This is a genomic window from Silanimonas algicola (assembly GCF_054777375.1).
Map to the genome: position 1 here is coordinate 68,732 of NZ_BAAHAS010000003.1, position 17,840 is coordinate 86,571.

Genomic DNA, 17,840 nt, shown 5'->3' on the forward strand with positions numbered 1-17,840 from the left:
GCCGCGGGCTCAGTGCAGGAAGCCGCCGAGGCGGGCCTCGATGTTGCGCGGGTTCTCGCCGTGGGCGATCGAGACGAGGCCCTCCAGCACCAGCTCACGGTCGCCGGCACGGCGGCGGATGATCGACTTCAGTTTGTTCGCCGCCGGCAGGAACAGGCAGTTCGCCGAGGCGATGCCATAGATGGTGGCGGTGAACGCGGCGGCGATGCCGGCGCCGAGCTTGGACGGATCGGCGAGGTTCTTCATCACCGCCATCAGGCCGAGCACGGCACCGACGATGCCCAGCGTCGGCGCGTAGACACCGGCGGCTTCGAACACTTTCGCGGCCTGCATGTCGGCGTGCTCCTCGGCGGCGATCTCGATCTCGAGCATGTGCCGGATGGTCTCCGGCTCAACGCCATCGACGAGCATCTGCAACCCCTTCGCGATGTACTTGTCCGGCTGGCGGGCGACCTGCGCCTCGAGGCCCAGCAGGCCCTGCTTGCGCGCCGTGCCGGCCCAATCGACGATCTGGGCGATCAGCTTCCTGCGATTGTCCGGCGGTGGCTGGACGATCCAGCGTGCGATCGCCATGGCGCGCTTGAAGGTGGGCAGGCCGCTCTGCAGCAGCACCGCGCCGAGCGTGCCGACGATGACGATCAGGAAGGCCGCGAAATTCCACAGCGCCGACAGCCCCGCGCCCTTGGCGACGCTGCCGCCGACGATGGCGACCAGCGCCAGGACGAGGCCGGCGAGGCTCAGGATGTCCATCGGTCAGGCCCGCTTGAGCCGGCTGTTGCCGCTGCTGACGCTGCGCTGGATGCCATCGACGTCGAGGATGAGCGCCAGCGAACCGTCGCCGATCAGGGTGGCGCCGGCGTAGCCCGGCAGGCCGCGAACGCGCTTCGGCAAGGCCTTGATGACGACTTCCTCGCGGCCGCGCACCTGGTCGACGACGAGGCCGTAGCGGAAGTCGCCCGTTTGCAGGACGACGATGACTTCGCCGTTCTCGCAGGGCGGAACGCGCAGCCAGGCGCGCAGCCAGACCAGCGGCAGGGTCGTGGAGCGCAGGTCGAGCACGGGCTGGCCGTCGACGTAGTCGGGCTTGCGCTGCGGCATCGGCAGCACCTCGACGACGCGGCCCAGCGGCAGGGCGTACGAGGTGTCGGCGACGCGCACCAGCAGCGTCGGCAGGATGGCCAGCGTCAGCGGCACCTTGATGGTGAAGCGCGAGCCCTGGCCGAGCTCGGACTGGATCTGGATCTGGCCGGAGAGCTCGCGGATCTTGCTCTGCACCACGTCCATGCCGACGCCGCGGCCGGAGATGTCGGTGACCTCCACCTTGGTGGAGAAGCCGGGCATGAAGATGAGCTGGAAGCACTCCTCGGCGCCGAGGCGGGCAGCCGCTTCGGGCGTGAGGAGGCCCTTCTCGACGGCCTTGGCGCGGAGTTTCTCCGGGTCCATGCCGCCGCCGTCGTCGCGGATCTCGATGGCGACGGCGTCGCCCTCCTGGCGCGCGGAGAGGAACACCTGGCCCATCGGGTTCTTGCCGGCGGCCTCGCGGACGGACGGCCGCTCGATGCCGTGGTCGATGGCGTTGCGGACGAGGTGCACCAGCGGGTCGGCCAGCGCCTCGACGAGGTTGCGGTCGAGTTCGGTCTCGGCCCCCTCGAGGGTGAGTTCCACCTGCTTGTCGAGCTGGCGCGCGACGTCCCGGGCCATCTTCGGGAAGCGCTGGAACACGCGGCTGACCGGCTGCATGCGGGTGCGCATCACCGAGCCCTGCAGACGCGCGGTGGCATGGTCGAGCGCGGTGACGGCGCGGTGCAGGTCCTCGTCCTTGAGCTTGTCGCGCAGCACCTTGAGGCGGTTGCGCGCGAGCACCAGCTCGCCGGTGAGGTTGACGATGGCGTCCAGCCGCTTGGTGTCGACGCGGACGGTCTGTTCGGTGTCGCCGCCCGTCTTGGCCGGGCCGGCGGCCTTGGCACTGGGCTTGGCGACGGCCTTCGGCGCGGCGGTCTTCGCCGGCTTCGTCGTGGCTTGGCCGGACGCCCAGGCCTTGATGGCCGCGATCAGGTCCGGGTCGGCGGGCTCGAGCGGCTGGCCGGCGCCGAGCGCCGCCATCTGCACCGACAGCGTGTCGTGGCAGCGCTGGGCGTAATCGAAGGCGTCGTCGTCGAGCAGGATCTTGCCTTCGCGAGCCTTGTCGAAGGCGTCCTCGAGCGCGTGGCAAAGCTCGACCATCGGCACCAGGCCGAGGAAGCCGGCGCCGCCCTTGATGGTGTGGAAGCCGCGGAAGACGGCGTTCAGCAGGCCCTTGTCGTCGGCGGCCTGCTCGAGCTGCACCAGCTGTTCGCCGAGGCGCTCGAGGATCTCGCCGGCTTCGACGAGGAAATCGGCGGCAATGTCGGGCGAAACAGCGGACATGGAAGCACTCCCCTAGAGGCCGAGGTCGGACAGCAGATCGTCGGCGTCGCTCTGCGACGTCGCCGGCTTGTCCACCCCTGCAATTGCCGGGCCAGCACCGGCGAGCGGGTCCTCGTCCTTGCGGCGGGCCCCGGGGCCGGTGGGCGGCAGGCCCATCGCGGTGAGCTGGTCGTGCACGCCGCGGACGATGCCCGCGACCTTCTTGATGATCTGCCCGGTGAGGTCCTGGTAGCTCTGCGCCAGCGCCATCTCGGACAGGTTGCTGCGCAGCTCGCGCAGCAGGGCCTCGTGGTCGGCGCTCGGGACCAGCAGCTTCTCCATCAGCTTCTGCGAATCCTCGACGAGGTCGAGGGTGCGGTTGGTGGCCTGCTCGGTCATCGCCACTACGTGGTCGAGGCGGGCGCAGGCGTCGGGCAGTTCGCCCACCGCGGCGTCGACCGCGGGGAGTTCGCCGAGCGCTTCGCCAAGGCTCTGGCTCAGCTTGGCCAGCCCCTGCATCAGGGGCTGCTCCTGCCACTGGACGATGGCGCCCAGTTCCGCCTTAAGGCTGGCCTCGTCGGCGTGGCTGATCGCGGCCAGCGCGGCGCGCAGGTGGGCGGTGATTTCCGCGTTGCGCGCCGGGTCGGTCATGCGGCGCTGCCCAGGCGTTCGAAGATCTTGTCGAGCTTCTCCTTCAGCGTGGCCGCGGTAAAGGGCTTGATGATGTAGCCGTTCACCCCGGCCTGCGCGGCCTCGATGATCTGCTCGCGCTTCGATTCGGCGGTGACCATCAGCACGGGCAGCGTCTTCAGCTTCTCGTCGGCGCGGATCATCTTCAGCAGCTCGATGCCGGTGACGCCGGGCATGTTCCAGTCGGTGACGACGAAGTCGAACCCGCCTTGCTTGAGCTGGGTGAACGCCGCGCCGCCGTCCTCGGCTTCGGCGGTGTTGGTGAAGCCCAGGTCGGCGAGCAGGTTCTTGACGATGCGTCGCATCGTCGAGAAGTCGTCCACGACCAGGATGCGCATGTTCTTGTTCACAGCGGTGCCTCGGAAGGAAAAGTACGGAGTCGGTGCGGTGGGTCGCCCCTTCGCAGGGGTCGCCCAGCCGGCGGCCGGGCGAGTGTAGTCCGGGCTAGCCGACGTCCTCCGTGTCGTTATCGGCAGAACCGAACGCTCCTAAACGGCTGCGCAGGCGCAGCATGGCCTGGCCGTGGATCTGGCAGACCCGCGATTCCGAGACGCCGAGCACGGCACCGACCTCGCGGAGGTTCATCTCCTGCTCGTAATAGAGGGACAGCACCAGCTGCTCGCGATCGGGCAACTGGCCGATCGCCTCGGCGAGGGCTTGGCGGAATTCAGCGGCCTGCAGCCGGCGCTCCGGGGAATAGGCGGCCCCGGCGGCGACGTTGGGCTCGCCGTGGTCGTCGATATGGGAGTCGAGGCTCAGCACCTGGCCGGAGACCGCGTCCTCGAGCAGGCGGGCGTACTCCTCGGGCGCGAGGCCAAGGGCCTGGGCGATCTCGGCGCCGGTGGCGGCCCGTCCGGTGGCCTGTTCGATCTGCCGGGTGGCTTCGGCGGCCTGGCGGGTGCGGCGGTGCACCGAACGCGGCGTCCAGTCGCCCTTGCGGATCTCGTCGATCATCGCCCCGCGGATGCGGATGGAGGCGTAGGTCTCGAAGCTGGCGCCCTGGTCGCTGTCGAAGTTCCGGGCCGCCTCGATCAGGCCGAGCATGCCGGCCTGCACGAGGTCATCGACCTCGACGCTGGCGGGCAGGCGCGCGGCCAGGTGGTGGGCGATGCGCCGCACCAGGTCGGCATGCCGCTCGACCACCTCGACGGAGGCGCTGCGCTGCACGGCTCGGTACTGGGCGGCGGGAGCGATCATGCGCGGGCACCTCCGGCCTCCAGCATACGCTCGACGAAGAACTCGATATGTCCTCGCGGCGTGGTGGCCCGCGACCATCGGTGGATGCGGGTGGCGAGTTCGCGGAAGGCGGCCGAGGCCTGGGCCGACGGAAAGGCCTCGACCACGGGCTTCTGCTTCTGCACGGCCCGGCGCAGGGCGTCGTCCTGCGGGATGGCGCCGAGGTAGGCCAGCGAGGCTTCGGGCAGGAACTTCTCCACCACGCGGGCCAGCTTGTCGTAGAGGGCGCGGCCCTCGACGGGGCTGCGCACCATGTTGGCGATGACATGCACGCGCTGGATGGCGCGCTCGCGGCACAGCACCTTCACCAGCGCGTAGGCGTCGGTGATGGAGGCAGGCTCGTCGCAGACCACCACCAGCACCTCCTGGGCGGCCTGGCAGAAGGTCAGCACGGCGTCATTGATGCCGGCGGCGGTGTCGACGATGAGGGTGTCGAGCGGGCCGTCGAAGGTGGAGACCGCCTGCACGATCCCGGCATGCTGCTGCGGCGTCATTTCCGCCATGTGCCGCTTGCCCGAGGACGAGGGCACGATCTTCAGCCCGCGCGGCCCCGGCAGGATCACCTCGGCCAGCGTGGCGCGGCCGGCGACGACGTCCGCCAGGGTCTGCTTGGGCGTGAGGCCGAGCAGCACGTCGACGTTGGCGAGGCCGAAGTCGGCGTCGAGCAGCATGACGTTCTCCCCCATCGCGGCCAGCGCGGTGGCGAGGTTCACCGAGACGTTGGTCTTGCCCACGCCGCCCTTGCCGCTGGCGACGGCGAGGACGCGGACCGGGGCCGGCGCGGCCTCAGGCGGCATCGGCGTCCTCCGCCGGGCGGTCGCCGGCGCGGCGCAGTTCCTCCAGCTTCAGCACGAGGCGGCTGGCTTCCGCGGTGGCGAGGTCGTCGGGCACGTGCTGCCCGTCGGTGGTGTAGGCCAAAGGCAGCTGGTGGCGCACCAGCACCGAGAGCGCGGCGCCGAGGCGGCCGGTCTCGTCGAGCTTGGTGAGGATGGCGGCCTCGGGCGCGACGAACCCGAAGCGGCGGATGACTTCATCCAGGTCGGCGCTGTGGGCGTTGGCGGGCATGACCAGCATCGTCCGCACCTTGCCGGCATGACGCAACCAGTTCAGCTGCCCGACCATCGCCCGGTCGCGCTGGCCGTGACCGGCGGTGTCGACCAGGACGAGGGGGTAGTCGCGCAGGCGATGCAGGGCCTCGTGCAGGGCCTCCTCGCTGCCGGCTTCGACCACGGTGAGGCCGAACTGGCGGCCGTAGGCGTGCAGCTGCTCGCGCCCCCCGGGGCGCTGGGTGTCGGTGGTGATCAGGGCGACGTCGCGGGGGCCGTGCTCGGCGGCATAGCGGGCGGCCAACTTGGCCAGCGTCGTGGTCTTGCCGGCACCGGTCGGGCCGACGAGGGCCACCACGCCGGGCGTGCGCAGGGGGTCGAAGTGCGCCACCGGCAGCAGGTGGGCCAGCTGTCCCAGCATCAGCCCGCGGGCGCGGGCCGGGTCGGCCTCGGCCGGGATCTTGGCGGCGACCTCGCGGGCCAGCGCGTCCTCGCAACCGTAGCTGGCGAGAGCGTCGAGGGCGAAGGCGCGCGCCGGGCTGCCGCGCAGGCGCTCGCCGGTCATGCGCTGCATCTCGCGCTCCATCATCTCGCGCATTTCCACCAACTCCGCGCGGACCTGCAGCAGGCTCGGGTCTTCGTCCCACGGCGAGATGCGCACGGCGCGCGGCGCCGAACGGCGGGCCACGGCTTCGGCCTCGCGATCGGTCGCGCGGGCCTGGGCGTCGAGCGCGGCCGAGGACGGTGCGACGGCGGGCTCGGGGTCCATGAAGGACGCGGCCGGCGCACGCGCCGGGCTCGGAACCGGCGCCGGGCGGGCGGCCTCGGGTGCCGGCGCCTCGGACGAGGTGGTGCGGGCGATGCGCTCCTTCGCTTCGGCGAGGAAGGCCGAGAAGTCGGCGCGCTTGCCGGACGCGACCGGAGCGGTCGCCTCGGACGCGGCGGCCTTGGCGGCGATGGCCTTGACCAGCGCCTCGGGGATCAGGGCCGGGCGCTCATCCAGCGCGGGCGGCGGCGCGGCGGCGCGCAGGGCGCCGGCGAGCTGGGCGGGCAGGCCGATGTCGGCCTCGCGCGACTGGTCGAGCGCGGTGGCGGGCTTCTGCGGCAGCAGCGACTTCAGCGCGTCCTGCGCCAGCTGCTCGTCGTAGTCGGTCGCGGCCACCACCTCGATTCCGCCGGGCACGGGGCGGTTCGAAAGGATGACCGCGTCGGCCCCCTGCTCCTCGCGGACCATGCGCAGCACCGTCCTCATGTCCGGGGCAACGAAGCGCTTGATCTTCATGGTGGCTCTCTCCGAATCCTGCTGACCGCAACCGTTGTCTCAAGGCCTCAACCGATCGAACCGACCAGCTTCAGCCGCTTGTCTTCGGGGATCTCGCTGTAGGCCAGCACCTGCAGCGACGGCACCCCGTGCCGGAACATCCGCGAGAGCACCCCGCGCACCCCGCCCGGCACCAGCAGCACCGAGGGTTCGCCGCGGGCCTCCTGCCGCTGCACGCAGTCGGCGAGGCTCTGGTGCAGGCGCTCGGCCAGGTTTGGTTCGAGCGCCGCGGTGTTCCCGTTCACCGAGTCCTGCAAGATGCGTTCCAGAGGCGGCGCCAGCGTGTACACCGGCAACTCGGGGTTCATGCCGTTGATCTCCTGCACGATGAAGCGGCCCAGCGCGTTGCGCACCGCGGCGGTGAGCGCCGCGGGATCGCTGGTGCTGGCGCCGTGTTCGATCAGGGCTTCGGCGATCTGGCGGATCTGCCGCACCGGCACCTTCTCGGCCAGCAGGTTCTGCAGCACGCGCACCACGACCGCCAGCGGCAGGGTCTTGGGCGTGAGGTCCTCGACCAGCTTGGGCGCCGCCTTCTTCAGGGTGTCGAGCAACGCCTGCGCCTCCTCGTGGCCGAGCAGCTCGGCCGCGTGCTCGCGCACGAGGTGCGACAGATGCGTGGCGATGACGGTGGCCGGATCGACCACGGTGTAGCCCAGCGATTCGGCCTGCGCGCGCTGCGCCGGCTGGATCCAGACCGAATCGAGCCCGAAGGCCGGGTCGCGCCCGGCGATGCCCTGGATCTCCCCGAACACCTGCCCGGGGTTCAGGGCCATGTCGCGGTCGGGGTAGACCTCGCCGCCGGCCACCGGCACCCCGTGGATGACCACGCGGTACTGGTTCGGCGGCAGGTCGAGGTTGTCGCGGATGTGCACCGCCGGCACGAGGAAGCCGAGGTCCTGCGTCTGCTTGCGGCGGATCGCCTTGATGCGCGCCATCAGGTCACCGCCCTGCGCCTTGTCGACGAGCGGGATCAGGCGGAAACCGACCTCGAGGCCCAGCGCATCGACCGGGCGCACTTCATCCCAGCTCAATTCGGCCGGCGCGCCGCCCGGCGTCTGCGCGGCCATCAGCTTGCGTGCTTCGGCGTCGGCCAACCGGGCCTGCTCGGCCTGCTCGCGCTGGTAGAGCACCCACGCGAGGTAGCCCAAGCCCGCCGCGAACGTCAAAAAGGCGACGTTGGGCATGCCCGGCACCAGCCCGACGAGGCCGATGATCACGGCCGTCACCGCGAGCGCGCGGTACTGGCCGAACACCTGGCCGAACATGGCGTTGCCCATGTCCTGCGAGCGCGAGACGCGCGTCACGATCACCGCCACCGCGGTCGACACCAGCAGGGCCGGCAGCTGGGCGACGAGGCCGTCGCCGATGGCCAGCAGGATGTAGGTCTCGGCGGCGTCGCCGGCCGACAGGCCGTGCTGCATCACGCCGATCGCGAAGCCGCCGAGGATGTTGATGAACAGGATGAGGATGCCGGCGATGGCGTCGCCACGGATGAACTTGCCGGCACCGTCCATCGAGCCGTAGAAGTCCGCCTCCTCGCGCACTTCCTCGCGGCGCAGCTTCGCCTCCTCGCGGGTGAGGATGCCGGCGTTCAGGTCGGCGTCGATCGCCATCTGCTTGCCGGGCAAGGCGTCGAGGGTGAAGCGGGCCGCCACTTCCGAGACGCGGGTCGAGCCCTTGGTGATGACGATGAAGTTGATGATCGTCAGGATGGCGAAGACGATGATGCCGACGGCGAAGCTGCCGCCGATCACGAACTGGCCGAAGCTGGCGATCACCTGGCCGGCGGCGTCATGGCCCTCGTGGCCGTTCAACAGGACCACGCGGGTGGAGGCCACGTTGAGCGCGAGGCGCATCAGGGTGACCAGCAGCAGCACGGTCGGGAAGATCGAGAACTCCAGCGGCCGACGCACGTAGATGACGGCGAGCAGCACCACCAGCGAGGCGGCGATGTTCAGCGTGAACAGCACGTCCAGCGCCAGCGGCGGCAGCGGCACCACGATCATCGCCAGCACGCCGATCAGCACCAGCGGCACGGCCGCGCCCTGCTGGATCAGCTGGCGGGTGCGGTCGAAGGGGGTCATCACGGCGGCCATGGGTCTCGCGTGGGCGTGGGGTCGGGCGAGACGTGCAAGACGTGTGCCGGGGCGCGTCGAAGCAGGTCGGGCGCCTGGCCAGCGCGCCGGGGCTCCTGATTCGCCTCATCCGCACGCGCCGGCGGGGCGTCGGGCCAGCGACAAGCGAGCCAGGGATGGCGAGCGCGCGGCTCGGGGCAGGACCGCCCCGAGTCCGCGAAAAGCGGCCCGATGCCACGCCCGGCAGGCGCACTGGCGGTGGCCCGCTCAGCGACCTCACGAATCGCGCTCGAGCGCCCCGAAATCGGGCAGCGTCGGGTAGGCCCCGCGCTTCGGCGTCCACACCTTCAGCTGGTAGACGTAGCTCAAGACCTGCGCCACCGCCTGGTAGAGCTTCACCGGGATCTCGCGGTCGAGCTCGGCCTGCGCGTGCAGCACGCGGGCGAGCGGCGGGGCCTCGACGATGGCGACCTTGTGCGCGTCGGCGACCTTGCGGATGTTCAGCGCGACTTCGTCGACGCCCTTGGCCACGACGATCGGCGCCTGCGCCTTCTTCGGGTCGTACTTGAGCGCTACCGCGTAGTGCGTCGGGTTCACCACGACGACGTCGGCCGTGGGCACGGCCTCCATCATCCGGCCGCTGGCCAGCTGCTGCTGCATGCGGCGGATCTGCCCCTTCACTTCGGGGCGACCCTCCATCTCCTTCATCTCCTCGAGCAGCTCCTGCCGGGTCATCTTCAGCCGGCGCTTCCAGCTCCACAGCTGCCACGGGACGTCGGCGACGGCGAGGAGGACAAGACCCACGCCCATCGCCATCAGCAGGCCCAGGATCAAGCCCAGCCCCTGCGCGGCCGCGGCCGCGATCGGCAATTGCGAGAGTTGCAGCAGGCGATCCTCGTAGAACAGGTAATACACGGTGCCAATCGCACCGAGGATGGCGATGCGCAGCAGGGACTTCACCAGCTCGCCGAGGCCCTGCGTGCCGAAGATGCGCTTGAGGCCGGCGATCGGCGACAGCCGTTCGGGGTTCGGCGACAGGGCCTCGGTGCTGAAGCTGAAGCCCATCACCGCCGGCGCGACGAAGGTCGCGAGGAGGCAGGACGCCACGAGCGGCCCGACGGCCAGCAACAGTTCGCCGATCGACCCTCCCGCGCGGCTGACCAGGTCGGCCCCGAGGCCCTGCCCTTCGCCAGCGTGCCGCAGCTGGTTGGCCATCCAAGCCATCGCGTGGCCGGCCATCCAGCCTCCGAAGGCGATCAGCGCAAGGATGGCGCCGACGAACACCGCCGCCGTGGCGAGCTCCGGCGATCGCGGGGCATCGCCCTTCTCGCGCGCGTCCTTCAGCCGTTTCGGGGTGGGCTGTTCGGTTTTTTCCTGGCCGCTCTCGCTCTCCGCCATGGCTCAGCCCAACCAGCCGGTGGCGAGTTCGAACGCGGCTTCGAGATTGGCGCGCAACGGGCCGAGCAGCTGGCCCGTGAGCGTGCCCATCAGCAGCAGGCCGACCAGCACCGAGGCCGGGAGGCCAAGCTGGATCGGGTTCAGCGAGGGCGCGGCGCGGCTCATCACGCCGAAGGCGAGGTTGATCACCAGCATCGCCAGCACCACCGGCAGGGCGATCTGGATGCCGACGAGGAACATCTGCCCGCCGAAATCGGCGATGGCGCGCAGCGCCTCCGGCGTCGGCACCCACGTGGACTGCAGCGGCACGGCCCTCCAGGAATCGGCGAGCAGCTCGACGATCATCAGGTGCCCGTTCATGGACAGGAAGATCAGGGCGAAGCACAGGTAGAACCACTGCCCCACCACGCCGGCATTGGTGCCACGCAGCGGGTCGGCCATCACCGCGAACGAGAGACCGGTGCCCTGCGCGACGAATTCGCCGGCCAGCGCGCCGGCTTCGAAGGCGAGGCGCAGCACGAAGCCCATGCCGACGCCGATCAGCACCTCGCGGGCGACCGTGAGCACGGTGAGCGGGTCGATGCCCGGCAGGGGCGGCGGCGGGCCGGCCAGCGGCCCCATCGCGAAGGCGAGCGCCATGGCCAGCATGCCCTTCACCCGCCGCGGCACCGTGCGCGTACCGAACAGCGGCGCCACCATGAGCAGGCCGCCGACGCGCAGGCTGGTCCACAGCGTCGCGTTGATGACGGCGAACATGTCGCCGCCATCGAGCACGATGCCGGGGATGGCGCCCGCGGCGGCCATCAGCCCACCAGCGCGGGGATGCGCTGGAACAGCGCGATGGTGTAGTCGACGAGCTTGCCGAGCAGGAGGCTGCCCATCGCCGCGAGTGCCACCGCCAGCGCCACCGCCTTGGCGATGAAGGCGACGGTGGGCTCGTTGATCTGCGTGGCGGCCTGGACGAGGCCGACGGTGACCCCGACGCCCAGAACGACGACCAGCAGCGGCCCACCGACCAGCAGGGCCAGCTCGAGGCCGGCGCGGAGTTCGGTGATGGCGGTTTCCGGCGACATGTCAGCCCGCCCCCACGGCGGTGGTCGCGGCACTCATCACCGTCGGGTTGAAGCTGCCGGCGAGCGTCCCGACCACCAGCACCCAGCCATCGACCAGAACGAAGAGCAGGATCTTGAACGGTGCCGACACCAGCATCGGCGACATCATCATCATGCCCATCGACATCAGCACGCTGGCGACGACGAGGTCGATCACCACGAAGGGGATGAAGATCAGGAAGCCGATCTCGAACGCGGTCTTCAGCTCCGAGGTGATGAAGGAGGCCACCAGCACGCCGAACGGGATCTCTTCCGGCGAGGCGAAGCCCTGGGTGTGCCCGGACAGGTTGGCGAAGGTCAGCAGGTCGGTGTCGCGGATCTGCGCCAGCATGAAGGCGCGGAAGGGCTCGGACGTCGCGGCCCAGGCCGCGTCGAAGGGCAGCGTGCCGTCGAGGTAGGGCTTCAGGCCTGCGGCCCAGGCCTGGTCGGCCACCGGCATCATCACCATCATCGTGATGAACAGCGCCAGCCCGACGAGGATCTGGTTCGACGGCGTCTGGCCCGTGCCCAGCGCCATGCGCAGCAGGGCCATCACCACGATGATCCGGGTGAACGCCGTGCAGGCCAGCAGCAGGCTGGGCAACAGCGTGATCGCCGTCATCGACAGCAGGACCGCCAAGGACACCGAAACGTTCTCGCCGCCGACGTTGGCGACGGTTACTTCGGGCAGGCCGGTGGGCTGCGGCCCGGCGGGGGCGGCGAAGGCGAGCGCGGGAAGCAGCAGCGCCAGCGCGAGGAGCGAGTGTCGGAGGAGCGAGGAGAGAGTCGGCACGACGGGCATCCGGCGGGGATGCCCGATGACGTGCAAGCGGCGTGCCGGGCTAGGCGGCGTCGCGCGCCTTCAGCCGCGCCAGCAATTCGGCGAAGCCCGCCTGCGTGGGCGCATCGAGGAGGGGCTCGGGGAGGGTGTGCAGCAGGTTGACGCTGTGCTGGGTGACGCCCAGCAGCAGCTGCTGGCCGCCGCAGTCGACGATGACCACGCGCTCGCGCGGACCGACGGCGAGGCTGGCCACGGTACGCAGGCCGGCCATGGATTTCAGACCGGCGCCGGGCAGCTTCTTCAGCACCCAGGCGAGGAGCAGGATCAGGCCGACCACCAGGCCCAGCGCCAGCAGGGTGCCGCCGAGGCCGGCGGTCTGCGGGACCGCCTGACCCACCTGGACGGTCTTGGCCGCGACCGGTGCGGCGGCGCTGGCCGCCAGCAGCAGGGAGAGGGGCTCGCTCATGGCGGGGCGTCAGCGCAGGCGCTTGATGCGTTCGCTGGGGCTGACGACCTCGGTGAGCCGGACGCCGAAGCGCTCGTTCACCACCACGACCTCGCCCTGCGCCACCAGCGTGCCATTGACGTAGACATCGAGGGGCTCGCCGGCAACGCGCTCCAGTTCCACCACCGAGCCCTGGTTGAGCTGCAACAGGTTGCGGATCGGGATGCGCGCGCGGCCGACTTCGAGCGACAGCGTCACCTGCACGTCGAGGATCAGGTCGAGGTTGGCGTCACCCGTCCCGCTGCTGGCGGCCGGGGCCGGGCCGGGCGCGAGGTCGCCCCACATGGCGAGGTCGGCGGCGTCTTTTTCGGTGCTCATGGGGTGGTCCTCAGTTCGCCCGCGGCTTGCTGCCGGCCATGGGCGTGATGCGGGTGATCTTCACGGCGTTCTTGCCGTTGTGCAGCCCGAAATCGCCTTCGTAGAGCGGAAGGCCTTCGACGTGGAGCGGCGTCTTCTTCGGGATGTCGATGGGCAGCACGTCGCCGACCTTGAGCGCGACCAGCTGCCGCACGGTCATGCGCTTGGTGGCGAGCACGCCGGCCACGTCGAGCTCGGCGAGGTTCACGCCCTCGCGCAGCTGGATCGGGAAGTTCTCGTCCTTCTCCGAGCGGTCGGAGGCGATCCCGGCGTCGAGCAGTTCGCGGATCGGCTCGAGCATCCCGTAGGGCAGCGTCACGTGCATCTCGCCGCCGCCGCCCTCCAGTTCGACGTGGAACTTGCTGACCACCACGTACTCGCGCGGGCTGACGATGCTGGCGAAGTGCGGGTTGACCTCCGAGCTCGTGTATTCGAATTCGAACGGCATCACCGGCGCCCAGGCTTCGGTCAGGTCGGCGAAGGCCTGCTTCAGCATCAGCTGGATGACGCGCATCTCGGTCGGGGTGAACTCGCGGCCCTCGATCTTGGCGGGGAAGCGTCCGGCGCCACCGAAGAAGTTGTCGAGCACCGCGAACACCAGCGTCGGCTCGAAGACGATGAGGCCGGTGCCGCGCAGCGGCTTCATCTTGATCAGGTTGAGGTTCGTCGGCACGTAAAGCGTGTGCAGGTAGTCGGCGAACTTCATCAGCTCCACCCCGCGCACCGAGAGGTCGGCGGAGCGGCGCAGCAGGTTGAACAGGCCCACGCGCCACATGCGTGCGAAGCGCTCGTTGACCATCTCCAGGGTGGGCATGCGCCCACGGACGATGCGGTCCTGGGTGGCGAAGTCGAAGGACCGGGCAACGCCAGGATCGACGTCGGTCTCGGTCTCGACCGCGCCCGAGTCGACGCCATGGAGCAGGGCGTCGATCTCATCCTGGGAAAGCAGGTCGCTCATGGCCGTCGCTTACTGGGTGACGAAACTGGTGAACAGCAGGGCGGTGACGGTGTCGTCCTTGCCGGTCTCGGCCTCGAGCACCCTGTTGGTCTCGGCCAGCGCTTTTTCCTGCAAGGTCACCATGATGTCGGGCTTGGCCAGCTCCTCGCTGGTCAGCTGGCGGAACATGACCAGCAAGCCGCTGCGGATGGCGGGGAGGTGGGTTTCGATGGCCTTCTGGCCGGTCTCGCTCTTGGTGGCGAGCTGGATCTGCACCTGCAGGTACTTGGCGCTTCCCCCGGTGAGGTTGACCACCAGCGGGTCCTTCACCTCGATGTAGCGGGTCTCGGCCTTGGGTGCGCCCTCCTCCCCCTCCGCGACGGCTTCGGCGCCCTCGGCCCCGGCCGGCGCGGCATGGGGCTTGGGCATCATGAAGAACATGACGCCGGCGACCAGGGCCGCGGAGCCCACGGCCGCCCCGATGATCGGGACGAGGGGCACCTTGGGCTTGGCGGCGGCGTCGGCGGGAGCGGCGGCGGGCTTCTTGTCGGCCATGGAAAGGTCCTTGCGGTCGTCGTGGGCAGTGCAAGACCCGTGCCGCGGAGCGGGGCCGGACCTGCCGGAAACCCGCCACCGGCGGCCTGCGGGCCGGTTCGACGGTAGTAGGCGCTGAAACCGTTCGTCGTTCAATCGGCGCGTTTTGAGTATTCCTGACTCTTCGCCGGGACGATTCCGTCATGCTTCGCGCGCCCCCATCCCCCGGGGGGTTGGAGGAGCGGACCGACACGCTTCGAGCAGCGCGACACGAGGCACCCCCCGGCCTTCGGTTCCGCCCTGTCCGGCGACCGCGCCGCTTGGCGGTCAGCCCCCTCCGAGCCCGACCCGGCCCCCGCCGCGGTCGGGTTTTCTTTTTGACGCGGCTTCACTTCGCCGGAACCGATCGCCACACTCGACCCCATGTGCGCCCGCCTGCCCGCCACCACGCCCCCGTCGACCGCCTCGATGCGGGGCCGGCGTCCATGACGCCGCCGGTGGTGGCGGCGACCCCGCCGCTGCGGGTGGCCCTCGTGGAGGACGACCGCATCGAGGCGGAGCGCGCCATCGCCGCCCTGCGTTCCGCCGGCCACGAGGTCGAGTGGTTCACGGAAGGCGTGCAGTTCATGTCCGAGGTGCGGGAAGCCCGGCACGAACTGTTCCTGTTCGACTGGCACCTGCCGGACACGGAGGGCACCGCCCTCGTCGGCTGGGTGCACCGTTCGGTCGGCCGACGGGCCCCGATCATCATTTTCAGCCGTTTCGACGACGACGAGCGCATCGTCGAGGCGCTGGCGGCGGGCGCCGACGATTACATCATCAAGCCCACGTCGGCGACCGTGCTGTTGGCGCGCATCACCGCCGTGACCCGCCGGTTCCAAGGCACGACCACCAGCCCGCTCGTGGTAGAGTTCGGGCCCTACCGCATCGACGGCGCCGCCCGCGACCTCACCCGCGACGGCGAGCGCATCGAGCTCCAACCCAAGGAGTTCGACCTGGCGTGGTACCTGTTCCTGCATCGCGACCGGCTGGTGCGCCGCGAGGAGCTGGTGGCCGCGATCTGGGGCCGCGACCTCGGAGGCACCGCCCGCACCCTCGACACGCACCTGTACACGCTGCGGCGCAAGCTCATGTTCGCGGAGAACGGCCTTCGCCTGTCGAACGTCTACCGCGAAGGCTACCGTCTGGAGCTCGCCCCGCCGGCCGCCGGCGGCTCAGGCGACTGACGCCTCGCGTTCGAGCGGCAGTTCGATGCGGAACTCCGCGCCGCCCTCCGGCGGGTTGTCGACGAAGACGGTGCCGCGGTGCCGGGCGACCACGCTCATCACCATGGCGAGCCCGAGGCCCATCGACCGCGTCGAGGATTTCGGCGTGCGGGCCAGCGGCCCGAAACGCTGGAACAGCTGGGTGCGCCGCGACGGCGCGATGCCCGGGCCGCCGTCGCGGACGACCACCGCCAAGGCCTCCCGGCGCCGCTCCACGCGAATCTCGACGCGACCCTCCGGCGGGGTCACCTTCACCGCATTGCTCAGCAGGTTCTCGACGGCACGGCGCAGCAGTGCGGCATCGCCAATCACCCACCCGGCCTCCTGGTCGTCGAGCGAGAGGTCCAACCGCACCTGCTTCGCGCCGGCTTCCGGCGTGCTGGTCTCGACGGCTTCGAGGACCACGTCGGCCAACAGCACCGGCTCGGCGCGGGTAAAGGCTTCCGGCGACGCCGAACGCACGAAATCCAGGTAGGTGGTCGCCATCTGCACCATTCGGCGGGCAAGGCGCTCCGCCGTGCGGAGCACCTGCTGCGTGGACTGGGTCAGGGCAGGATCGGCCAACACCCCCTCGCAGAGTTCCACGAGCGCATGGGCCGGGGCACGCAGGTCGTGCGACAGGAAGTCGATGGCCGCCTGGCGCTCACGCTGGTCGGCCATCAGGCCGGTGAGCTCGGTGACGCAGACGAGGGTGTCGTGCGGGTCGGTCTCGCGTCCGCCGGGAAGGGGCTCGAAGGCCACGACGACCTCGCGTTCGCCACACTGCGCCAGGAGGCGCGCACTGCCCGCACCGAGGTACTGTCCCGCATCGGCGGGCAGTCGCAGGTCGACAGCGGCCAACCAGTCGCGCAAGGTTCCCATCGGCGCCTCGGGGTCCGTACGCCACGCCACGGCCTGGGCGTTGCCGAGCCGCAGGCGCTGCTGGCCATCGACGACCACGATGGCAGCCGGCTGCACGTCGATGAGCCGGTGCACGTATTCGCGCTGGCGACGGATGCTCGCCACCGCTTGGCGAACGGTCGCCAGCGCCTCGTCGAAATCGAACCCGCGGCGGGTGGCCGGCGGCGCCGTCGCCTCCCGGCGCAACACGGCGATCTCCGCGGCCAGCAACGAGGCCGAGCGCACGTAACGATGCATCACCTCGGCGAACGCCTGGAGCGGCAAGGCGATCGCCAGCACCACGGGCGGCAACCAGAAGAGCATTCGGTAGGCCACGACGTAGGCGACCAGCAGCACCAGCAGGACACCGAGTGCGAACACGGTGGCGCCACGCTGGCGCAGCCCGTGCAGGCCCAAGGCGAAGACGAGCAGCACGCCGCCGACGACCGAGGCCGCGATCCACGGCGACGGCTGCCGGAACACGTGGCCGGTGAGCAGGGCGGCCGTGGCCTGTGCCTCGTACTCGTCGACCGTGAGGCCCTCGTCGGCCCAACTCGATACCGCCGTGGTGAGGTTGATTTCGGTGTTCTGCTCGGATTGCCCGATGATGACGATGCGGTCGCGCCAAGCGTCGGGATGGACCTCGCCGTCGAGCACGTCGGCGGCACTGACCCGACGCACGCTGCCGTCGCCGCCGAGGAAGGCGAAGGCGAAGGCATCCTCAGCGACGGTGGGCGAATCGAACGCCGCCTGCAGGGCCGCACGACGGCCCTCGGGCACCAGGTCGCCGGCCTGCTGCAGCAACGCGAGAGCGAAGCTCGGGCGCAGCGCACCCGCCAGCGGGGCGGCGTGGAAGCTGCCGCGGATGACGTTGTCGTCGCCGGTCGCGACGAGCTGCAGGCCCAGCGTCCGGAAACCCACTTTCTCGGCGGCGCGGAAGGCCTCCTCGGCGCTCTGGTGGGCGGTGTCGGTGACGTAGGCCTTGCCCACCGTGTTGCCGTGACGCGCCAGGGCCTCGCGAAGCACGTCCAACCCCTCTTGGTCGCGCGGGTCGCGGGGATCGAAGGCGAGGTAGGCGCCGATCACGCGCGGCTTCACCTGGTTCAGGCGGTCGACAAGGCGGGCCAAGGCCAGCGGACGGCGGTCGATGAAGTCGGGGTAGCGGCGCTCGGCCTCGCCGTCGATGTGCACGAGCACGATCTCTGGCGGCGCTTCGCGCTGGTGCAGGCGCATCAGCTGGTCGTAGACGCGCGTGTCGAAGGGCGCCAGCGCGTTGAAACCGACCAGCAAGACGGCCAGCAGGGGGATGACCAGCAGGTGGCTCGGCAGGCGACGCATCG

The 17,840-nt window shown here is 70.5% G+C and carries 18 protein-coding genes; 1 reads left to right on the forward strand and 17 read right to left on the reverse strand.

Annotated elements, in window-relative coordinates; translation table 11 throughout:
- Positions 1–9: 9 nt before the first annotated feature.
- The 16 genes from ACYVAK_RS10490 to ACYVAK_RS10565 all read right to left on the reverse strand — a co-directional run bounded on the left by ACYVAK_RS10490 (position 10) and on the right by ACYVAK_RS10565 (position 14,377).
- On the reverse strand, positions 10–750 hold the full coding sequence (locus ACYVAK_RS10490) for a flagellar motor protein (RefSeq protein WP_461060697.1): 741 nt from the start codon (positions 748–750) through the stop codon (positions 10–12).
- Between the two features lie 3 nt (positions 751–753).
- Positions 754–2,406, reverse strand: coding sequence for a chemotaxis protein CheA (locus tag ACYVAK_RS10495; RefSeq protein WP_461060699.1), 1,653 nt, complete (start codon positions 2,404–2,406; stop codon positions 754–756).
- A 12-nt stretch (positions 2,407–2,418) separates the two neighbouring features.
- Complete coding sequence (locus ACYVAK_RS10500) at positions 2,419–3,036, reverse strand: protein phosphatase CheZ (protein WP_461060701.1); 618 nt, start codon at positions 3,034–3,036, stop codon at positions 2,419–2,421.
- The gene (gene cheY, locus ACYVAK_RS10505; protein ID WP_461060703.1) at positions 3,033–3,425 is read right to left on the reverse strand and encodes a chemotaxis response regulator CheY; all 393 of its coding nucleotides are present in this window, start codon (positions 3,423–3,425) and stop codon (positions 3,033–3,035) included. The genes ACYVAK_RS10500 and cheY overlap by 4 nt, the downstream gene beginning before the upstream one ends.
- 94 nt (positions 3,426–3,519) lie before the next feature.
- Entirely contained in the window at positions 3,520–4,272 is a 753-nt protein-coding gene (locus ACYVAK_RS10510; RefSeq protein ID WP_461060705.1) for an RNA polymerase sigma factor FliA, read from the reverse strand.
- Positions 4,269–5,108 (reverse strand): MinD/ParA family protein, encoded by an 840-nt coding sequence (locus ACYVAK_RS10515; protein ID WP_461060707.1) that lies wholly within the window; start codon positions 5,106–5,108, stop codon positions 4,269–4,271. Before ACYVAK_RS10515 ends, ACYVAK_RS10510 begins: the two co-directional genes overlap by 4 nt.
- A complete protein-coding gene (gene flhF, locus ACYVAK_RS10520; RefSeq protein WP_461060709.1) occupies positions 5,098–6,639 on the reverse strand; it encodes a flagellar biosynthesis protein FlhF in 1,542 nt (513 codons plus the stop codon). The genes ACYVAK_RS10515 and flhF overlap by 11 nt, the downstream gene beginning before the upstream one ends.
- Positions 6,640–6,686: 47 nt before the next feature.
- Positions 6,687–8,774, reverse strand: a complete 2,088-nt coding sequence (flhA, locus tag ACYVAK_RS10525) for a flagellar biosynthesis protein FlhA (RefSeq protein ID WP_461060711.1) — start codon at positions 8,772–8,774, stop codon at positions 6,687–6,689.
- 255 nt (positions 8,775–9,029) lie between these two features.
- A complete protein-coding gene (flhB, locus tag ACYVAK_RS10530) occupies positions 9,030–10,151 on the reverse strand; it encodes a flagellar biosynthesis protein FlhB (RefSeq protein ID WP_461060713.1) in 1,122 nt (373 codons plus the stop codon).
- Between the two features lie 3 nt (positions 10,152–10,154).
- On the reverse strand, positions 10,155–10,955 hold the full coding sequence (gene fliR, locus ACYVAK_RS10535; protein ID WP_461060715.1) for a flagellar biosynthetic protein FliR: 801 nt from the start codon (positions 10,953–10,955) through the stop codon (positions 10,155–10,157).
- On the reverse strand, positions 10,955–11,224 hold the full coding sequence (locus ACYVAK_RS10540; RefSeq protein ID WP_461060717.1) for a flagellar biosynthetic protein FliQ: 270 nt from the start codon (positions 11,222–11,224) through the stop codon (positions 10,955–10,957). Before ACYVAK_RS10540 ends, fliR begins: the two co-directional genes overlap by 1 nt.
- A gap of 1 nt (position 11,225) precedes the next feature.
- A complete protein-coding gene (gene fliP, locus ACYVAK_RS10545; protein WP_461060719.1) occupies positions 11,226–12,044 on the reverse strand; it encodes a flagellar type III secretion system pore protein FliP in 819 nt (272 codons plus the stop codon).
- A 40-nt stretch (positions 12,045–12,084) separates the two neighbouring features.
- Complete coding sequence (fliO, locus tag ACYVAK_RS10550; RefSeq protein ID WP_461060721.1) at positions 12,085–12,489, reverse strand: flagellar biosynthetic protein FliO; 405 nt, start codon at positions 12,487–12,489, stop codon at positions 12,085–12,087.
- 9 nt (positions 12,490–12,498) lie between these two features.
- Positions 12,499–12,813: a flagellar motor switch protein FliN gene (gene fliN, locus ACYVAK_RS10555; RefSeq protein ID WP_461062122.1), complete on the reverse strand. Its 315-nt coding sequence runs from the start codon at positions 12,811–12,813 to the stop codon at positions 12,499–12,501.
- Between the two features lie 43 nt (positions 12,814–12,856).
- Complete coding sequence (fliM, locus tag ACYVAK_RS10560; RefSeq protein ID WP_461060723.1) at positions 12,857–13,843, reverse strand: flagellar motor switch protein FliM; 987 nt, start codon at positions 13,841–13,843, stop codon at positions 12,857–12,859.
- Between the two features lie 9 nt (positions 13,844–13,852).
- Entirely contained in the window at positions 13,853–14,377 is a 525-nt protein-coding gene (locus ACYVAK_RS10565; RefSeq protein ID WP_461060725.1) for a flagellar basal body-associated FliL family protein, read from the reverse strand.
- Positions 14,378–14,781: 404 nt separating this feature from the next.
- Here ACYVAK_RS10565 and ACYVAK_RS10570 point away from each other — a divergent pair, with 404 nt between their 5' ends.
- Positions 14,782–15,582: a response regulator transcription factor gene (locus tag ACYVAK_RS10570; protein WP_461060727.1), complete on the forward strand. Its 801-nt coding sequence runs from the start codon at positions 14,782–14,784 to the stop codon at positions 15,580–15,582.
- Here the strand turns inward: ACYVAK_RS10570 and ACYVAK_RS10575 are convergent.
- A complete protein-coding gene (locus ACYVAK_RS10575) occupies positions 15,571–17,838 on the reverse strand; it encodes a CHASE2 domain-containing protein (protein WP_461060729.1) in 2,268 nt (755 codons plus the stop codon). The genes ACYVAK_RS10570 and ACYVAK_RS10575 overlap by 12 nt on opposite strands.
- Positions 17,839–17,840 lie beyond the last annotated feature (2 nt).